Raw genomic sequence first — 15,991 nt, 5'->3', positions numbered from 1 at the left:
AAACCGCACCAGTTGAAAACTGAGCTTAAGCCGAAGAAACGCCAGCGCAAACATGTTGAAAAAGCAAAGCAACGATGCGTAATGGCGATTATTCCGCCCTCGGAAAACACTCCTGTCTTTAGTTGAGTACCCGTGTGAGGTAAAGATGGGCGAAACCGCAGGAGACGGCCCACATGCCCCAAGCTCAACCTGTCGCCCCGCTGACGATCATTGCCATCTTCGCGGGGATTATCGAAGCCTCCGCACTTGCCACATTGCCTTTTCTTAGCGAATCCAGCCAGAAGCTCTACACCTGGTTCCTGGTAGGCTTTCCATTCTTTCTGACGGCACTGTTTTTTCTGACGCTCAACTTCAATTACAAGTCGTTCTACAGCCCTTCACCCAACAGATCCACACACGACAATACGCCAGCGCCGAACAGTGTGGCCACACCCGCCATGGCCGATGATAACCATGAAGTGGTTCAGGGCGAACCGGTCACATTCATGTTCTCCGGCCCGGACGCCTATCGTTTGATGGAGCAACAACTCTTGCATGCACTTGCCCAACCGCCCGTGCCAACGCGAACCTGGCGCTTTTACAACCTGGAAAAACGCCAGTGTGCGCAACTGTCGATCAGTGCACTTGAGGACGATGTTGCGAACCACTCCAGCTCAATGCCTTGAATATTCTTCGCGCATAAAAAAACCCCAGCCTGAGCCGGGGTTTTTATTGCACCAGCCAGCAATCAGAGCAGCGAACGGCCCTTGTTGGCAGCAATGCGCATACGCAGCGCGTTGAGCTTGATGAAGCCGGCAGCGTCCGCCTGGTTGTAGGCGCCGCCATCTTCTTCGAAGGTTGCGATGTTGGCATCGAACAGCGAATCGTCCGACTTGCGGCCAACCACGGTAACATTGCCCTTGTACAGTTTCAGGCGCACAACGCCGTTCACGTTGACCTGCGAAGCGTCGATCATCTGCTGCAGCATCAGACGCTCCGGGCTCCACCAGTAGCCGGTGTAGATCAGGCTGGCGTATTTCGGCATCAGCTCATCTTTCAGGTGAGCAACTTCGCGGTCCAGCGTGATCGACTCGATGGCACGGTGGGCCTTGAGCATGATGGTGCCGCCAGGGGTTTCGTAGCAGCCACGCGACTTCATGCCGACGTAACGGTTTTCGACGATGTCCAGGCGGCCGATGCCGTTGGCACCACCAATACGGTTCAGGTCGGCCAGCACGGTGGCCGGGGATTTCTCGACGCCGTCGATGGCAACGATGTCACCGTTGCGGTAGGTCAGCTCGATGTAGGTAGCCTGGTCTGGGGCGTTTTCGGGCGAGACGCTCCAGCGCCACATCTCTTCTTCGTGCTCGGTCCAGGTATCTTCCAGGACACCGCCTTCGTAGGAGATGTGCAACAGGTTGGCGTCCATCGAGTACGGCGACTTCTTCTTGCCGTGACGCTCGATCGGGATGCCGTGCTTTTCGGCGTAGTCCATCAGTTTCTCGCGGGACAGCAGGTCCCACTCGCGCCATGGAGCGATGACCTTGACGCCTGGCTTCAGCGCATAGGCACCCAGCTCGAAACGTACCTGGTCGTTGCCTTTGCCGGTGGCGCCATGGGAAATGGCGTCAGCACCGGTTGCATTGGCGATTTCGATCAAGCGCTTGGCGATCAGCGGACGGGCGATGGAAGTACCCAGCAGGTACTCGCCTTCGTAGACGGTGTTGGCGCGGAACATCGGGAATACGAAATCACGCACGAACTCTTCGCGCAGATCGTCGATGTAGATCTCTTTAACGCCCATTGCCTGGGCCTTGGCACGGGCCGGCTCGACCTCTTCGCCCTGACCCAGGTCAGCGGTGAAGGTCACCACTTCGCAGTTATAGGTATCCTGCAGCCACTTGAGAATCACCGAAGTATCAAGGCCGCCGGAATACGCCAGTACGACCTTTTTTACGTCCGCCATGCCATCACTCCACGGGGTTGTACGGAAAGGCATCGATTCTAACGGCCTTGCGCACAAATTTACAGTGGGGCGACAGCTTCTGACGACAAAGCGACAGGAACTTTCGCAAGGGCGACGGCGCCTGTAGCAGCGATCAATTCCCGACAGGCGCGCAGATTACTTGGCAGCTGGCGCTAATGCAGTTGGTTCAGGGGCTTTTTCGGCAGGTTTCTCCACCGGTTTCACAACTACCGTAACCCGATCCAGCTCGATATTCACCCGTCGATTACGCGCCCGGTTGGCAGCACTGTTGTTCTTCACCAATGGGTATTGCTCACCATGGAAGCGCACGATGATCTGTTCTTCCGCCACGCCATGGGCTTTGAAGTAATCGGCCACCGCGAGCGCGCGCCGGCGTGACAGGTCACGGTTTGTCAGCCGGTTGCCACTGTTGTCAGAGTGGCCGTCAAGCTCGATGTGGTTCACCGTCGGGTCGGCTTTCATGTAATCCAGGATCACATCCAGCCGTGCACGCGCCGACGCATCCAGCTCGGTGCCGCCCCCCGGGAAGCCTACTTGGGTCTGGCGAACCTGGTCGAAGTTCATCGGCAGCAACTTGCCGGCACAGGCTTGGTAGTCGCTGTAGGCCTTGGCGAAGCTGACCGGCAGCACGCGCACCTCCATTGGCCTGCCGGCCTCACCGGCGTAATTGCGCACCACTGTGCTGCGCCCGTCGAGAAGACCGTTTATCAGGCGGCTGGCCTGGCCCTGGGACGAACTGAACAGCACACCGGTACGGGCCATGCGCACGCTGCCCAGGTTGATATCACCACGTCCAGGCTGCCATGGCGCCGCCGCCGCCAGCAGGCTGGCGGTACCTGCCCCCAGTACGTTGCTGTCCGAACGCAGCTGGAACACTGGCTGCTCACCTGCCCGGCGCACGAACTCTCCGCTGCCGAAACCTTCGATCGGCTGGATCAGGCGGCATTCGAACTGATCACCCTCGACCTTCCAGGCGATGTTCTCCATGCGCGTCTGGAAAGTCAGTGCGCCGGCCGGCAGGCTGGCGAACAGGGTCAACAGGGCTAGGTAACGCTGGCGCACGGGCGGCTCCACAAATTCTGACGGCTTACCTGCAGGCTATCGGACGCCGCCCGGAAAACTTGATAGCCGTGCTCGCCCCAGGGTTTTCCGGTACGATTGGGGCTTGAGTTCGACCCGCCTGGAATCCCCAATGTCCGATCGCCTGACCCTCCTGCGCCCCGACGACTGGCACATCCATCTGCGCGATGGTGCCGTCCTGCCCCACACCGTTGGCGATGTGGCGCGTACCTTCGCCCGTGCCATCATCATGCCCAACCTGGTTCCGCCGGTGCGCAATGCCGCCGAGGCTGGCGCCTACCGTGAGCGCATCCTGGCCGCCCGCCCGGCTGGCAGCCGCTTCGAGCCACTGATGGTGCTGTACCTCACCGACCGCACCAGCCCCGAGGACGTGCGTGCGGCCAAGGCCAGCGGCATCGTGTACGCGGCCAAACTGTACCCGGCCGGCGCCACCACCAATTCCGATTCAGGCGTGACCAGCATCGACAACATCTTCCCCGCCATCGAGGCGCTGGCGGAAGTCGGCATGCCACTGCTGGTGCACGGCGAAGTGACCCGCAGCGAGATCGACGTGTTCGACCGCGAAAAGCGCTTCATCGATGAGCATATGCGCCGTGTGGTCGAGCGTTTCCCAACGCTGAAAGTGGTTTTCGAACACATTACCACCAGCGATGCCGCGCAGTTCGTCACCGAGGCCCCGGCCAACGTTGGTGCGACCATCACCGCCCAGCACCTGCTTTACAACCGCAACCACATGCTGGTCGGCGGCATTCGCCCGCACTTCTACTGCCTGCCGATTCTCAAGCGCAACACCCACCAGGTGGCGTTGCTGGACGCGGCTACCAGCGGTAACCCGAAGTTCTTCCTCGGCACCGACTCGGCACCTCACGCCCGTCATGCCAAGGAAGCCGCCTGCGGGTGTGCCGGTTGCTACACCGCCTATGCGGCCATCGAGATGTACGCCGAAGCGTTCGAGCAACGTAACGCACTGGACAAGCTGGAAGGCTTCGCCAGCCTGCACGGTCCGGCCTTCTACGGCCTGCCGGCAAACACCGACACCATTACGCTGGTCCGCGAAGAATGGACAGCCCCAGACAGCCTGCCTTTTGGCGAGCAAACCGTAGTCCCGCTGCGCGCCGGTGAAAAACTGCGCTGGCGCCTGCTGGAGGAAAACGCGTGAGCGAAGACCTCTACGAAGACGACCTGGACGCCCAAGGCAGCAGTGGCTCGCGTCACCCGATGGCCGAGCGCTTCCGTGGCTACTTGCCAGTAGTGGTGGACGTTGAAACGGGTGGTTTCAACAGCGCTACCGACGCTCTGCTGGAAATTGCCGCCGTCACCATCGGCATGGACGAGAAGGGTTTCCTGTTCCCCGAGCACACCTATTTCCATCGGGTGGAACCGTTCGAGGGCGCCAATATCGAGGCGGCCGCGCTGGAATTCACCGGCATCAAGCTGGACCACCCACTGCGCATGGCGGTCAGCGAAGAAAGCGCGCTGACCGACATCTTCCGTGGCGTGCGCAAGGCGCTCAAGGCCAATGGCTGCAAACGGGCGATTCTGGTTGGCCACAACAGCAGTTTCGACCTCGGCTTCCTCAATGCGGCAGTGGCGCGCAATGACCTGAAGCGTAACCCATTCCACCCGTTCTCCAGCTTTGACACCGCCACACTGGCAGGCTTGGCGTATGGCCAGACGGTACTGGCGCGGGCTTGCCAGAGCGCCGACATCGACTTCGACGGGCGTGAAGCGCACTCGGCGCGTTACGACACCGAGAAGACGGCCGAGCTGTTCTGCGGCATCGTCAACCGCTGGAAGGAAATGGGCGGCTGGCGTGATTTCAACGATTGATCTGAAATCCAGGGGCCGCTTTGCGGCCCTTTCGCGACACAAGGCCGCTCCTACAGGGGAATGCACACTCCTGTAGGAGCGGCAAAGGGCCAGGACAGGCACTGGAAGCCTTGAAGTCCAGGCATAAAAAAACCGGCCACGAAGGCCGGTTTTTTTATGCGAGTGGCAATTACAGCTTGCCAGCGTTCTCGCTCAGGTAGGCAGCAACGCCTTCTGGCGAAGCGTTCATGCCTTTGTCGCCTTTTTTCCAGTTGGCAGGGCAAACTTCGCCGTGCTCTTCGTGGAATTGCAGAGCGTCGACCAGACGCAGCAGCTCGTCCATGTTACGGCCCAGTGGCAGGTCGTTGATGATCTGCGAGCGGACAACACCGTTGGTGTCGATCAGGAAGGCGCCACGGAAGGCCACACCGCCTTCGGACTCAACGTCGTAGGCTTTGCAGATTTCGTGGGTCATGTCGGCAGCCAGGGTGTATTTGACCTGACCGATGCCGCCGTTGTTGACCGGGGTGTTACGCCAGGCGTTGTGAGTGAAGTGCGAGTCGATCGAAACGCCGATCACTTCCACATTGCGCGCCTGGAAGTCTGGGATACGGTTGTCCAGAGCGATCAGCTCGGACGGGCAGACGAAGGTGAAGTCCAGCGGGTAGAAGAACACCAGGCCGTACTTGCCCTTGATGGCCGAGGCCAGGTTGAAGCTGTCGACGATCTCGCCATTGCCCAGCACGGCCGGAACGGTGAAATCGGGGGCTTTCTTACCAACGAGTACGCTCATTGTAATCTCCTGATGAGGGTGAAAAACCGTTTGCCGGGCCAGACGGGCCTGCCCGACATCCAACAAAGGCCGACCATCATACACGGCTTCTGATGACAGGCCGACTCCATCGACAAAGCAACCGCCGGTCGCTCAAGCACGGCCCTTCCAGAAAGTCCTTTGACAAGCATTCTCATTAACATTAAGCTCCACCCATCGACTCAACCCGCGATGGTCAGCCCTTATGTATGTGTGTCTTTGTGTCGGCGTTACCGACGGACAGATCCGCGATGCGATCTATGAAGGATGCTGCAGTTACAAGGAAGTGCGAGCCGCGACCAATGTCGCCAGCCAGTGTGGCAAATGCGCCTGCCTGGCCAAACAGGTGGTCCGCGAGACCCTGACCGAGCTTCAGGTCAGCCAGGCATCCCTGCCCTACCCTGTAGAATTTACCGCAGCCTGAACGCCCAGAATTTGAAGAACCGGACCCTGTGTCCGGTTTTTTTATGCCCAAAATTCAATAAGTTAGCGTTCCAACGCGGTTCACAAACATTCTTATTCCTATTAATTTTCACTTATTATTCAACAACTTAGGTTTGACACTCCTAAGTATCGGGCTCAAACTTCAGTGTATTGGCACACTTCTACAGGGCAGGAACCCGAAATGAAAGGCGACGTAAGCGTCATCCAGCATCTCAACAAGATCCTCGGAAACGAGCTGGTCGCGATCAACCAGTACTTCCTGCACGCACGCATGTACGAAGATTGGGGCCTGAACAAACTCGGCAAGCACGAGTACAAGGAATCCATCGACGAGATGAAGCACGCTGACAAACTGATCAAGCGTATTCTGTTCCTCGAAGGCATCCCGAACGTTCAGGACCTGGGCAAGCTGATGATTGGCGAGCACACCAAGGAAATGCTCGAGTGCGACCTGAAGCTGGAGAAGAAAGGCCTGGCCGACCTGAAAGCAGCCATCGCTCATTGCGAAACCGCCGGTGACTTCGGCTCGCGTGACATGCTCGAAGACATCCTCGAGTCCGAGGAAGAACACATCGACTGGCTGGAAACCCAGCTGGGGTTGATCGACAAGATCAGTATCGAAAACTACCTGCAGTCGCAGATGGGCGAAGAGTAATTATTCGCCGCATAAAAAAACCCGCGATCAGCGGGTTTTTTTATGCTTGCCGGAAGATCAGGCTTCAGCAGCCTTGGCCTTGGCAGCCGCTTCCTTGATCAGGGTTTGCAGCTCACCCTTTTCGAACATTTCCAGCATGATGTCGCTACCGCCAACCAGCTCGCCGGCTACCCACAGCTGCGGGAACGTCGGCCAGTTAGCGTATTTTGGCAGGTTGGCGCGGATTTCCGGGTTCTGCAGGATGTCGACGTAGGCGAACTTTTCGCCACAACCCATCACAGCCTGCGATGCCTTGGCCGAGAACCCGCACTGCGGGGCATTCGGCGAGCCTTTCATGTAAAGCAGAATGGTGTTGTTGGCAATCTGCTCTTTGATCGTATCGATGATATCCATCTAGCACCTCAGCTGAACTTTCCGACGCGGTCGTCGGCACGGTGACGCATTGTATCGGAAAGCCGAGCAGCGTGCTCGGCCTTGCCGTTGCTTACGCGGCCTCTACTTGCACGGGCACGCCATTGAGGGCAGCGTTGCCGGAAACCTGATCGCGAAAGCGCTCATCGGTCAGGTCATTGGCACTCACGCCCGGTTGCGCCTGGGCGATCTGCATGTGCACGCCCTGACGGCCATGGCCATAGCCATGGGGCAAGCTGACGACCCCGGGCATCATGTCCTCGCAGGCCTGCACCTCCACTTCAAGTTCACCCGTTCGCGAGCGGATACGCACCCGCTGGCCGTCCTGCAGCTGGCGCTGCTGCAGGTCTTGCGGGTGCATCAACAACTGATGGCGTGGCTTGCCCTTCACCAGGCGATGGAAGTTGTGCATCCACGAGTTGTTGCTGCGCACATGGCGACGCCCGATCAGCAGCAGTTCGCCCGGCACAGGTGGCGTCATTTGCGCCAGGCGGTGCAAGTCATCCAGCAACACCTGGGGCGCCGCTTCGACAGTTTTGCTGGCAGTCGCCAGGCGTACAGCAAGGTTGCTGCGCAACGGCCCAAGGTCAAGCCCATGCGGATGGTTGCCCAGTGTTTCCAGAGAGAGCTGCCAAGGCGTTGCTTCACCATAGCGCCCTTTGCGCAGGGCCAGATCGATCATCTGCGCAGGCGCCCAGGTGGGTTTCAACTCCAGTTCGGCACGCCTGGCAAACGCCTGCGCCAGGCCGACGAAGATCTCCCAATCATGCAGCGCCCCCTCCGGCTTGGGCAGGATCGCCCGGTTGAAGCGGGTGACGTTGCGCACGGCCAGCAGGTTGAAGGTACTGTCGTAATGGTCGTTTTCCAGCGCCGAGGTGGAGGGCAGGATCAGATCGGCATGGCGGGTGGTCTCATTGATGTAGAGATCGATGCTGAGCATGAACTCCAGGCCATCCAGTGCCGCATCCAGCTGGCGGCCGTTAGGCGTCGACAACACGGGGTTACCGGCAACTGTCACTAATGCGCGCACCTGCCCTTCGCCAGGCGTGCGTATTTCCTCGGCCAAGGCCGCCACGGGCAATTCACCGCCGTACTCGGGCAAGCCCGACACACGGCTCTGCCAGGCATTGAAATGACCACCCGAGGTGGTCGCCACCAGGTCGACGGCAGGCTCCGTACACAACGCGCCGCCTGTGCGGTCGAGGTTGCCGGTCACCAGGTTGATCAGTTGCACCAGCCAGTGGCAGAGCGTGCCGAAGGCTTGGGTCGAGACGCCCATGCGGCCGTAGCACACTGCCCGCCCGGCAGCGGCGAGGTCGCCTGCCAGCTGGCGTATGTCGGCTGCGGCAATACCACAGTGGGGGCTCACGGCCTCGGCACTGAACGGCGCAATGGCCTCGCGCACCTGCTGCAGGCCGCTGACCGGTAAGTGCGAGCCCCGCGCCAGGCCTTCTTCGAACAGGGTGTTCAGCAAGCCGCACAACAGGGCTGCATCGCCACCGGGGCGAATGAACAGATGAGTGTCAGCCATTGCCGCCGTTTCGCTACGCCGTGGGTCAATCACCACCAGCCGCCCACCACGCGCCCGCAGGGCCTTCAGACGCTTTTCCACGTCCGGCACGGTCATGATGCTGCCATTGGAGGCCAGCGGGTTGCCGCCAAGAATCAGCATGAAGTCGGTATGGTCGATGTCCGGGATCGGCAGCAGCAGACCATGGCCATACATCAGGTGGCTGACCAGGTGTTGCGGCAACTGGTCCACTGACGTGGCTGAGAAACGGTTACGGGTCTTGAGCAGGCCCAAGAAGTAGTTGCTGTGGGTCATCAAGCCGTAGTTGTGCACGCTCGGGTTGCCCTGGTAGACCGCCACGGCATTGCGCCCATGGGCTTGCTGAACCGCCCACAATTTCTCGGCAGCCAGTGCGAACGCTTCGTCCCAGCCAATCGGCTGCCAATGCTCGCCTACTCGCTTGTGTGGCTGGCGCAGGCGATCCGGATCATTCTGAATGTCCTGCAACGCCACAGCCTTGGGGCAGACATGGCCACGGCTGAACGGGTCCAGCGGGTCGCCCTTGATGGAGCTGATAAACGCCCGCCCATCGTCTTCGTGATTGACTTCGATGTTCAATCCGCAGATCGCTTCGCACAGGTGACAGGCACGGTGATGCAGGGTCTTGGTCATGGCCGCCTCTGCCTTGTTGTTGTCCAGCAGTGACTATGCGCTCACCCCCAGCCCACAGCCAGTGCGCTTCGCCGCGTGAATCCACCGACATCAGGCGCACGATTTGCGACAGCCATTTGCCAAATTGCCAGCAAGCCGTGTACAACCTTGGTGTAGCAAATAAAAAACAGCACGGGCCAACGGGTAAAGACACCCTTTGCAACACCCTTTGCAATCAGGCCACTGTTTCCCCCCTTGGCTTCAGGCGACATTTACTTATAGTATTGCGCCTTTCCCTATTTCGTCCGCCCCGTGCGGCTTACGCCGCAGGTCACTCCCGTTGTCAAAAAAAACCATACGGTCGACCTGCATACCGTTGCAGATAAGGTAGTCAATCATGAGCGCTAGGCACTTTCTCTCCCTGCTGGACTTCACCACCGACGAATTGCTCGGGGTGATCCGCCGCGGCATCGAGCTGAAGGACTTGCGCAAACGAGGCGTGTTGTTCGAGCCGCTGAAGAACCGCGTACTGGGCATGATCTTCGAGAAGTCCTCCACCCGCACCCGCGTGTCGTTCGAAGCCGGAATGATCCAGCTTGGCGGTCAGGCCATCTTCCTGTCCCCGCGCGACACCCAGCTGGGCCGTGGCGAGCCGATCGGCGACAGTGCCATCGTGCTGTCGAGCATGCTTGACGTGGTGATGATCCGTACCCACGCCCACAGCACGCTGACCGAGTTCGCTGCCAAATCGCGCGTGCCGGTGATCAATGGCCTGTCCGACGAGTCGCACCCGTGCCAGTTGCTGGCCGACATGCAGACCTTCCTCGAGCACCGCGGCTCGATCCAGGGCAAGACCGTGACCTGGATCGGCGATGGCTTCAACATGTGCAACTCCTATATCGAAGCCGCCAGGCAGTTCGATTTCCAGCTGCGCATCGCCTGCCCCGAAGGCTACGAGCCGGATCAACGCTTCATGGCGCTGGGCGGTGACCGCGTGCAGATCATCCGTGATGTCAAGCAAGCCGTGCGCGATGCACACCTTGTGGTCACCGATGTCTGGACTTCCATGGGTCAGGAGGAGGAAACTGCACGGCGCCTGGCGCATTTCGCGCCTTACCAGGTCACTCGCGAACTGCTCGACCTGGCGGCACCCGATGTCCTCTTCATGCACTGCCTACCCGCCCACCGTGGCGAGGAAATCAGCCAGGACCTGCTCGACGACCCACGGTCGGTCGCCTGGGACGAGGCTGAAAACCGCCTGCATGCACAGAAGGCGCTTCTCGAATTCCTTGTAGAACCGGCTTACCACCACGCATGAGTCAACCCCTACTGCTCAACCTGCGCAACCTCGCCTGCGGTTATGGCGATCAGCGCATCGTCCAGAATCTCAACCTGCACCTGAACGCAGGCGACATTGGTTGCCTGCTCGGTTCGTCCGGTTGCGGGAAAACCACCACGCTGCGCGCGATTGCCGGTTTCGAACCGGTGCACGACGGCGAGATCCAGCTGGCCGGCGAAGTCATTTCCCGTGCAGGCTTCACCCTGGCCCCGGAAAAGCGTCGCATCGGCATGGTGTTTCAGGACTATGCGCTGTTCCCGCACCTGACCGTGGCGCAGAACATTGCCTTCGGCATCGCCAAGCACCCACGCCAAGCCGCCGTCATCGACGAGATGCTGGAACTGGTCAAGCTGGGCGGCCTGGGCGGGCGTTACCCGCATGAGCTGTCTGGTGGCCAGCAGCAGCGGGTCGCCCTGGCCCGTGCGCTGGCGCCTGAACCCCAGTTGTTGTTGCTGGACGAGCCGTTCTCCAACCTCGACGTGGAATTGCGCCGGCGCCTGAGCCATGAGGTTCGCGACATTCTCAAAAGCCGCGGTACCAGCGCCATCCTGGTTACCCATGACCAGGAAGAAGCCTTTGCCGTCAGCGATCAGGTTGGCGTGTTCAAGGAGGGCCGCCTGGAACAGTGGGACACGCCCTACAACCTTTACCACGAACCGCAAACGCCGTTCGTGGCCAGCTTCATTGGGCAGGGGTATTTCATCCGTGGGCAGATGAGCAGCCATGAGGCCGTCAATACCGAGCTGGGTGAACTGCGCGGCAACCGTGCCTACATCATGGCACCAGGCAGCTCGGTGGATGTGCTGCTGCGGCCCGACGATATCGTGCATGCACCCGGCAGTTCACTGCAGGCGAACATCGTCGGCAAGAGCTTCCTGGGGGCATCGACCCTGTACCGCCTGCAACTGCCTACCGGCAGCCAGCTGGAGGCTATCTTCCCTAGCCATAACGACCATCAGGTCGGCGAAGATGTGGGGATTGCGGTGAAGGCCGATCACCTGGTGCTGTTCCCGGTGCCGGGCAGTGTGGCGGCGCAATTGCCGCGGCAAGAGAATGGCGTTCGTCGGTACAGTTCGGCGACCTGATTCGAAATCTCGGGGCCGCCTTGCGGCCCAGAAATCTCAGCCCCGACCGATGCCGGCAAATTTGCCCTGGGTATGCTCGGCCAGCACCGCCGCCGCCAACTCCACTTCCAACCCACGCCGTCCAGCACTGACATGGATGGTTGCGAAGTTCTGCGCTGATTCGTCAATGAACGTACGCAGCCGTTTCTTCTGCCCCAGCGGGCTGATACCGCCTACCAGGTAACCCGTGGCCCGTTGCGCCGCCGCAGGGTCCGCCATCTCGCACTTCTTCACCCCGGCAGCATGGGCCAAGGCCTTGAGGTCCAAGGTACCTACCACAGGCACAACCGCTACCAGCAACTCCCCTTTCTCGCTGCTAGCCAGCAAGGTCTTGAACACCTGTTGCGGGTCGAGCCCGAGCTTTTCCGCCGCCTCCAGGCCATACGACGCCGACTTGGGGTCATGTTCATAACTGTGCACACGGTGCTCGGCGCGGTGCTTCTTCAACAGGTCTAGGGCGGGGGTCATGCAAGGGCTCCGGTCTGGGACGGCTCGGCGGCTACTTTAGGACAAATCCCACATCCCAGCCAGCGCACCACAATCGCGCGCCTCTACTACGGGGATTCGAAGCGGATTTTAGCGACCATATCGTGACTGGTCGTTCACTTTCGACCTTTGACATCAGCGTTTCTTGTCTATATTTTTTCGTTTCTGAATAAACACTGCACTTTTAAGGTGCATTCCTACATCTGCCCGGGGTCAATGGGGATAGACACCGGGCTTTGCTGTCGAGCGCCACGCGCCTCACAACAAAAAAAACGAGGTCATACATGACGACTGCTCTACGCCAACCCACGTTGTCCAGCCAATGCCTGGCCGAGTTCCTGGGCACTGCCCTGCTCATCTTCTTTGGCACCGGCTGCGTCGCCGCGCTCAAGGTCGCGGGCGCCAGCTTCGGGCTGTGGGAAATCAGCATCATCTGGGGCGTAGGCGTGAGCATGGCCATCTACTTCAGTGCCGGTATTTCAGGTGCGCACCTGAACCCGGCGGTGAGCATCGCCCTCACCCTGTTCGCCGGGTTCGACAAGCGCAAGCTGCCCTTCTACATGCTGGCTCAGGTGTGCGGCGCCTTCTGTGGCGCGGCGCTGGTGTACACGCTGTACAGCAACCTGTTCTTCGATTTCGAACAAGCCCACGCCATGCTGCGCGGCAGTGAAGCCAGCCTGGAGCTGGCCTCGGTGTTCTCCACCTACCCACACCCGTCCCTGTCCACCGGCCAGGCATTTGCGGTCGAAGTGGTGATCACGGCCATTTTGATGGCCGTGATCATGGCCCTGACCGACGACAACAACGGCCTGCCGCGCGGAGCCATGGCGCCGCTGCTGATCGGCCTGTTGATTGCGGTGATCGGGAGCGCCATGGGCCCATTGACCGGCTTCGCGATGAACCCGGCCCGCGATTTCGGGCCAAAACTCATGACCTTCCTGGCCGGTTGGGGCGAAATCGCCTTCACTGGCGGACGGGACATTCCGTATTTCCTGGTTCCGGTGTTCGCACCGATCCTTGGCGCCTGCCTGGGTGCCGCGACGTATCGCGGCCTGATTGCCCGCAACTTGCCAATGTCGCCTGCCGCGAACCCTGAGACAAATGACAATCGCCAGGGCGATACTCAAGTCAATTGATGCCGGCATCACGCCCAGCCCTGAACCCTTTTTTTGCAAGGCCTACGACCATGACAGACACCCAGGACAAGCACTACATCATCGCCCTGGACCAGGGCACCACCAGTTCGCGGGCGATTATCTTCGACCGTGATGCCAACGTGGTGGGCACCTCCCAGCGCGAGTTCGCCCAGCACTACCCGCAGGCGGGCTGGGTCGAGCACGACCCGATGGAGATCTTCGCCACACAGAGCGCGACCATGGTCGAGGCCTTGGCCCAGGCTGGTATCAGCCACGCCCAGGTCGCCGCGCTGGGCATTACCAACCAGCGCGAAACCACCGTGGTATGGGACAAGGAAACCGGGCGCCCGGTGTACAACGCCATTGTCTGGCAGTGCCGCCGCAGCACCGAGATCTGTGCCCAGCTCAAGCGTGACGGCCATGAAGCGTACATCCGTGAAACCACCGGCCTGGTCACCGACCCGTACTTCTCCGGTACCAAGCTGAAGTGGATCCTCGACAATGTCGAAGGCGCCCGTGAACGCGCCGAGCGTGGCGAACTGTTGTTCGGCACCATCGACACCTGGCTGATCTGGAAGTTTTCGGGTGGCAAGGTGCACGTCACCGACTACACCAACGCCTCGCGCACGCTGATGTTCAACATCCACAGCCTGCAGTGGGACGACAAACTGCTGGAAATCCTGGGCATCCCGCGGCAGATGCTGCCCGAGGTGCGCCCGTCCTCGGAAGTGTACGGCCACACCAAGAGCGGCATCGCCATCGCCGGTATCGCCGGTGACCAGCAGTCGGCACTGTTCGGCCAGATGTGCGTGGAGCCAGGCCAGGCCAAGAATACCTACGGCACCGGCTGCTTCCTGCTGATGAACACCGGCGACCAGGCGGTGAAGTCGTCCCATGGCCTGCTCACCACCATTGCCTGCGGCCCACGCGGTGAAGTGGCCTATGCGCTGGAAGGCGCGGTATTCAACGGTGGTTCCACCGTGCAATGGCTGCGTGACGAACTGAAGATCGTCAACGACGCCTTGGATACCGAGTACTTCGCCAGCAAGGTCAAGGACAGCAACGGCGTCTACCTGGTGCCAGCCTTCACCGGCCTGGGTGCCCCGTACTGGGACCCGTATGCCCGTGGTGCACTGTTCGGCCTGACTCGCGGCGTGAAGGTGGACCACATCATCCGCGCCGCGCTGGAATCGATCGCCTACCAGACCCGCGACGTGCTCGACGCCATGCAGCAGGACTGCGGCCAGCACCTGTCCGAGCTGCGTGTGGACGGCGGTGCGGTGGCCAACAACTTCCTCATGCAGTTCCAGGCAGACATCCTCGGCACCTGCGTGGAACGGCCACAGATGCGCGAAACCACGGCGCTGGGCGCCGCCTACCTGGCGGGCCTGGCCTGTGGCTTCTGGAGCGGCCTGGACGAGCTGCGCGACAAGGCGATCATCGAGCGCGAGTTCAGCCCGCAGCTGGACGAAACGCAGAAAGAGAAGCTGTATGCCGGCTGGAAGAAGGCGGTCGAGCGAACCCGTGACTGGGAAGACCACGAGGCATAACGCTTGTTGGGGCCGCCACGCGGCCCCAATCGTCTACTGGCCGTCATCCCCTTCCTACGGCATTATTGCAGAATTTGTCCGGCTGCCCCAAAGGACCGCCCATGAATCTGCCCCCTCGCCAACAACAAATCCTCGAACTGGTGCGCGATCGCGGTTACGTCAGTATCGAAGAAATGGCGCAGCTGTTCGTCGTGACACCGCAAACCATTCGCCGCGATATCAACCAGCTGGCCGAGCTCAATCTGCTACGTCGCTACCACGGTGGCGCGGCCTACGACTCGAGCATCGAGAACACTGCCTACGCCATGCGTGCCGACCAGATGCGCGACGAAAAGCAGCGCATAGCCGATGCCGTGGCTCGGCAGATTCCCGACCACGCCTCGCTGTTCATCAACATCGGTACCACCACCGAATCGATTGCCCGGGCACTGCTCAACCACAACCACCTGAAAGTCATCACCAACAACCTGCATGTGGCTGCAATTCTGGCCGCCAAGGACGATTTCGAAGTGCTGGTGGCGGGTGGCACGGTGCGCCGTGATGGTGGCGTGGTTGGCCAGGCCAGCGTCGACTTCATCAACCAGTTCAAGGTCGACTTCGCCCTGGTGGGCATCAGTGGCATCGACGAAGATGGCAGCCTACTCGATTTCGACTATCAGGAAGTGCGGGTATCCCAGGCGATCATCGCCAATGCCAGGCAAGTGATCCTTGCCGCCGACTCCAGCAAGTTCGGGCGCAACGCCATGGTGCGCCTGGGTTCGATCAGCCTGGTCGATTGCCTGGTGACCGACCAGGCGCCAACCCCCGCCCTCACTCAGTTGCTCAACCAGTACAAGATCCGCCTCGAAGTGGTTTGAGCCGAAGCGGGCTGCCAAGCGGCCCGCAATTTTCGTAAATGTTCATTTTATTGTCATCTGATCAGTTTTTTCTATAGAGACTGACTGGCGACGGGCTTTATGTTGCGTTAGTATTTTCGGAAACGAACATAAATGTTCATATTCGATGTGAACAGCCTCAGG

The 15,991-nt window shown here is 60.3% G+C and carries 16 protein-coding genes; 10 read left to right on the top strand and 6 right to left on the bottom strand.

The features are described 5' to 3' along the window. The first annotated feature begins 173 nt into the window (after positions 1-173). The gene (locus APH35_RS00970; RefSeq protein ID WP_060514051.1) at positions 174-665 is read left to right on the top strand and encodes a hypothetical protein; all 492 of its coding nucleotides are present in this window, start codon (positions 174-176) and stop codon (positions 663-665) included. A gap of 62 nt (positions 666-727) precedes the next feature. Here APH35_RS00970 and APH35_RS00965 read toward each other — a convergent pair whose 3' ends face one another. Both APH35_RS00965 and APH35_RS00960 read right to left on the bottom strand, forming a co-directional pair. After that, positions 728-1,945, bottom strand: a complete 1,218-nt coding sequence (locus tag APH35_RS00965; protein WP_060493331.1) for an argininosuccinate synthase — start codon at positions 1,943-1,945, stop codon at positions 728-730. A gap of 156 nt (positions 1,946-2,101) precedes the next feature. Further along, positions 2,102-3,028, bottom strand: a complete 927-nt coding sequence (locus APH35_RS00960) for a flagellar protein MotY (RefSeq protein WP_060493332.1) — start codon at positions 3,026-3,028, stop codon at positions 2,102-2,104. 130 nt (positions 3,029-3,158) lie between these two features. On the opposite strand from APH35_RS00960, the gene pyrC reads away from it, so the two are divergent. Continuing rightward, a complete protein-coding gene (gene pyrC, locus APH35_RS00955) occupies positions 3,159-4,205 on the top strand; it encodes a dihydroorotase (protein WP_012273882.1) in 1,047 nt (348 codons plus the stop codon). 59 nt (positions 4,206-4,264) lie between these two features. Further along, positions 4,265-4,876, top strand: coding sequence for a ribonuclease T (gene rnt, locus APH35_RS00950; RefSeq protein ID WP_225917480.1), 612 nt, complete (start codon positions 4,265-4,267; stop codon positions 4,874-4,876). 169 nt (positions 4,877-5,045) lie between these two features. Here rnt and APH35_RS00945 read toward each other — a convergent pair whose 3' ends face one another. Beyond that, positions 5,046-5,648, bottom strand: coding sequence for a peroxiredoxin (locus tag APH35_RS00945; protein WP_012273884.1), 603 nt, complete (start codon positions 5,646-5,648; stop codon positions 5,046-5,048). A gap of 223 nt (positions 5,649-5,871) precedes the next feature. On the opposite strand from APH35_RS00945, the gene APH35_RS00940 reads away from it, so the two are divergent. Continuing rightward, positions 5,872-6,090 carry a bacterioferritin-associated ferredoxin gene (locus tag APH35_RS00940; RefSeq protein WP_012273885.1) on the top strand — a complete coding sequence of 73 codons (219 nt, stop codon included), beginning with the start codon at positions 5,872-5,874 and terminating at the stop codon, positions 6,088-6,090. A gap of 201 nt (positions 6,091-6,291) precedes the next feature. After that, a complete protein-coding gene (bfr, locus tag APH35_RS00935; protein ID WP_012273886.1) occupies positions 6,292-6,765 on the top strand; it encodes a bacterioferritin in 474 nt (157 codons plus the stop codon). Positions 6,766-6,822: 57 nt separating this feature from the next. On the opposite strand, the gene grxD is transcribed toward bfr, so the two are convergent. Together grxD and APH35_RS00925 are read right to left on the bottom strand one after the other, a co-directional pair. Next, positions 6,823-7,158 carry a Grx4 family monothiol glutaredoxin gene (grxD, locus tag APH35_RS00930; protein ID WP_012273887.1) on the bottom strand — a complete coding sequence of 112 codons (336 nt, stop codon included), beginning with the start codon at positions 7,156-7,158 and terminating at the stop codon, positions 6,823-6,825. A gap of 91 nt (positions 7,159-7,249) precedes the next feature. Continuing rightward, a complete protein-coding gene (locus APH35_RS00925; protein ID WP_060514050.1) occupies positions 7,250-9,358 on the bottom strand; it encodes a molybdopterin-dependent oxidoreductase in 2,109 nt (702 codons plus the stop codon). Positions 9,359-9,734: 376 nt separating this feature from the next. On the opposite strand from APH35_RS00925, the gene argF reads away from it, so the two are divergent. Continuing rightward, positions 9,735-10,655 (top strand): ornithine carbamoyltransferase, encoded by a 921-nt coding sequence (gene argF, locus APH35_RS00920; protein WP_012273889.1) that lies wholly within the window; start codon positions 9,735-9,737, stop codon positions 10,653-10,655. Then, the gene (locus APH35_RS00915) at positions 10,652-11,761 is read left to right on the top strand and encodes an ABC transporter ATP-binding protein (protein ID WP_060493334.1); all 1,110 of its coding nucleotides are present in this window, start codon (positions 10,652-10,654) and stop codon (positions 11,759-11,761) included. The genes argF and APH35_RS00915 overlap by 4 nt, the downstream gene beginning before the upstream one ends. Positions 11,762-11,797: 36 nt before the next feature. Here the strand turns inward: APH35_RS00915 and ybaK are convergent, their stop codons facing one another. Continuing rightward, positions 11,798-12,268, bottom strand: a complete 471-nt coding sequence (gene ybaK, locus APH35_RS00910) for a Cys-tRNA(Pro) deacylase (RefSeq protein WP_012273891.1) — start codon at positions 12,266-12,268, stop codon at positions 11,798-11,800. 302 nt (positions 12,269-12,570) lie between these two features. Here ybaK and APH35_RS00905 point away from each other — a divergent pair, with 302 nt between their 5' ends. The 3 genes from APH35_RS00905 (at position 12,571) to glpR (ending at position 15,829) form a co-directional block, all read left to right on the top strand. Beyond that, positions 12,571-13,422 carry an MIP/aquaporin family protein gene (locus APH35_RS00905; protein ID WP_012273892.1) on the top strand — a complete coding sequence of 284 codons (852 nt, stop codon included), beginning with the start codon at positions 12,571-12,573 and terminating at the stop codon, positions 13,420-13,422. Positions 13,423-13,472: 50 nt separating this feature from the next. Then, positions 13,473-14,972 (top strand): glycerol kinase GlpK, encoded by a 1,500-nt coding sequence (gene glpK / locus APH35_RS00900; protein ID WP_012273893.1) that lies wholly within the window; start codon positions 13,473-13,475, stop codon positions 14,970-14,972. Positions 14,973-15,073: 101 nt separating this feature from the next. Then, the gene (gene glpR / locus APH35_RS00895) at positions 15,074-15,829 is read left to right on the top strand and encodes a DNA-binding transcriptional repressor GlpR (protein ID WP_012273894.1); all 756 of its coding nucleotides are present in this window, start codon (positions 15,074-15,076) and stop codon (positions 15,827-15,829) included. The last annotated feature ends 162 nt before the right edge of the window (positions 15,830-15,991 follow it).

This window comes from Pseudomonas sp. NBRC 111132, from assembly GCF_001320565.1.
GTDB lineage: Bacteria > Pseudomonadota > Gammaproteobacteria > Pseudomonadales > Pseudomonadaceae > Aquipseudomonas > Aquipseudomonas putida_P.
The sequence above is the reverse complement of the archived record's forward strand: the minus strand, read 5'-3'. Positions and strand labels throughout refer to the sequence as shown.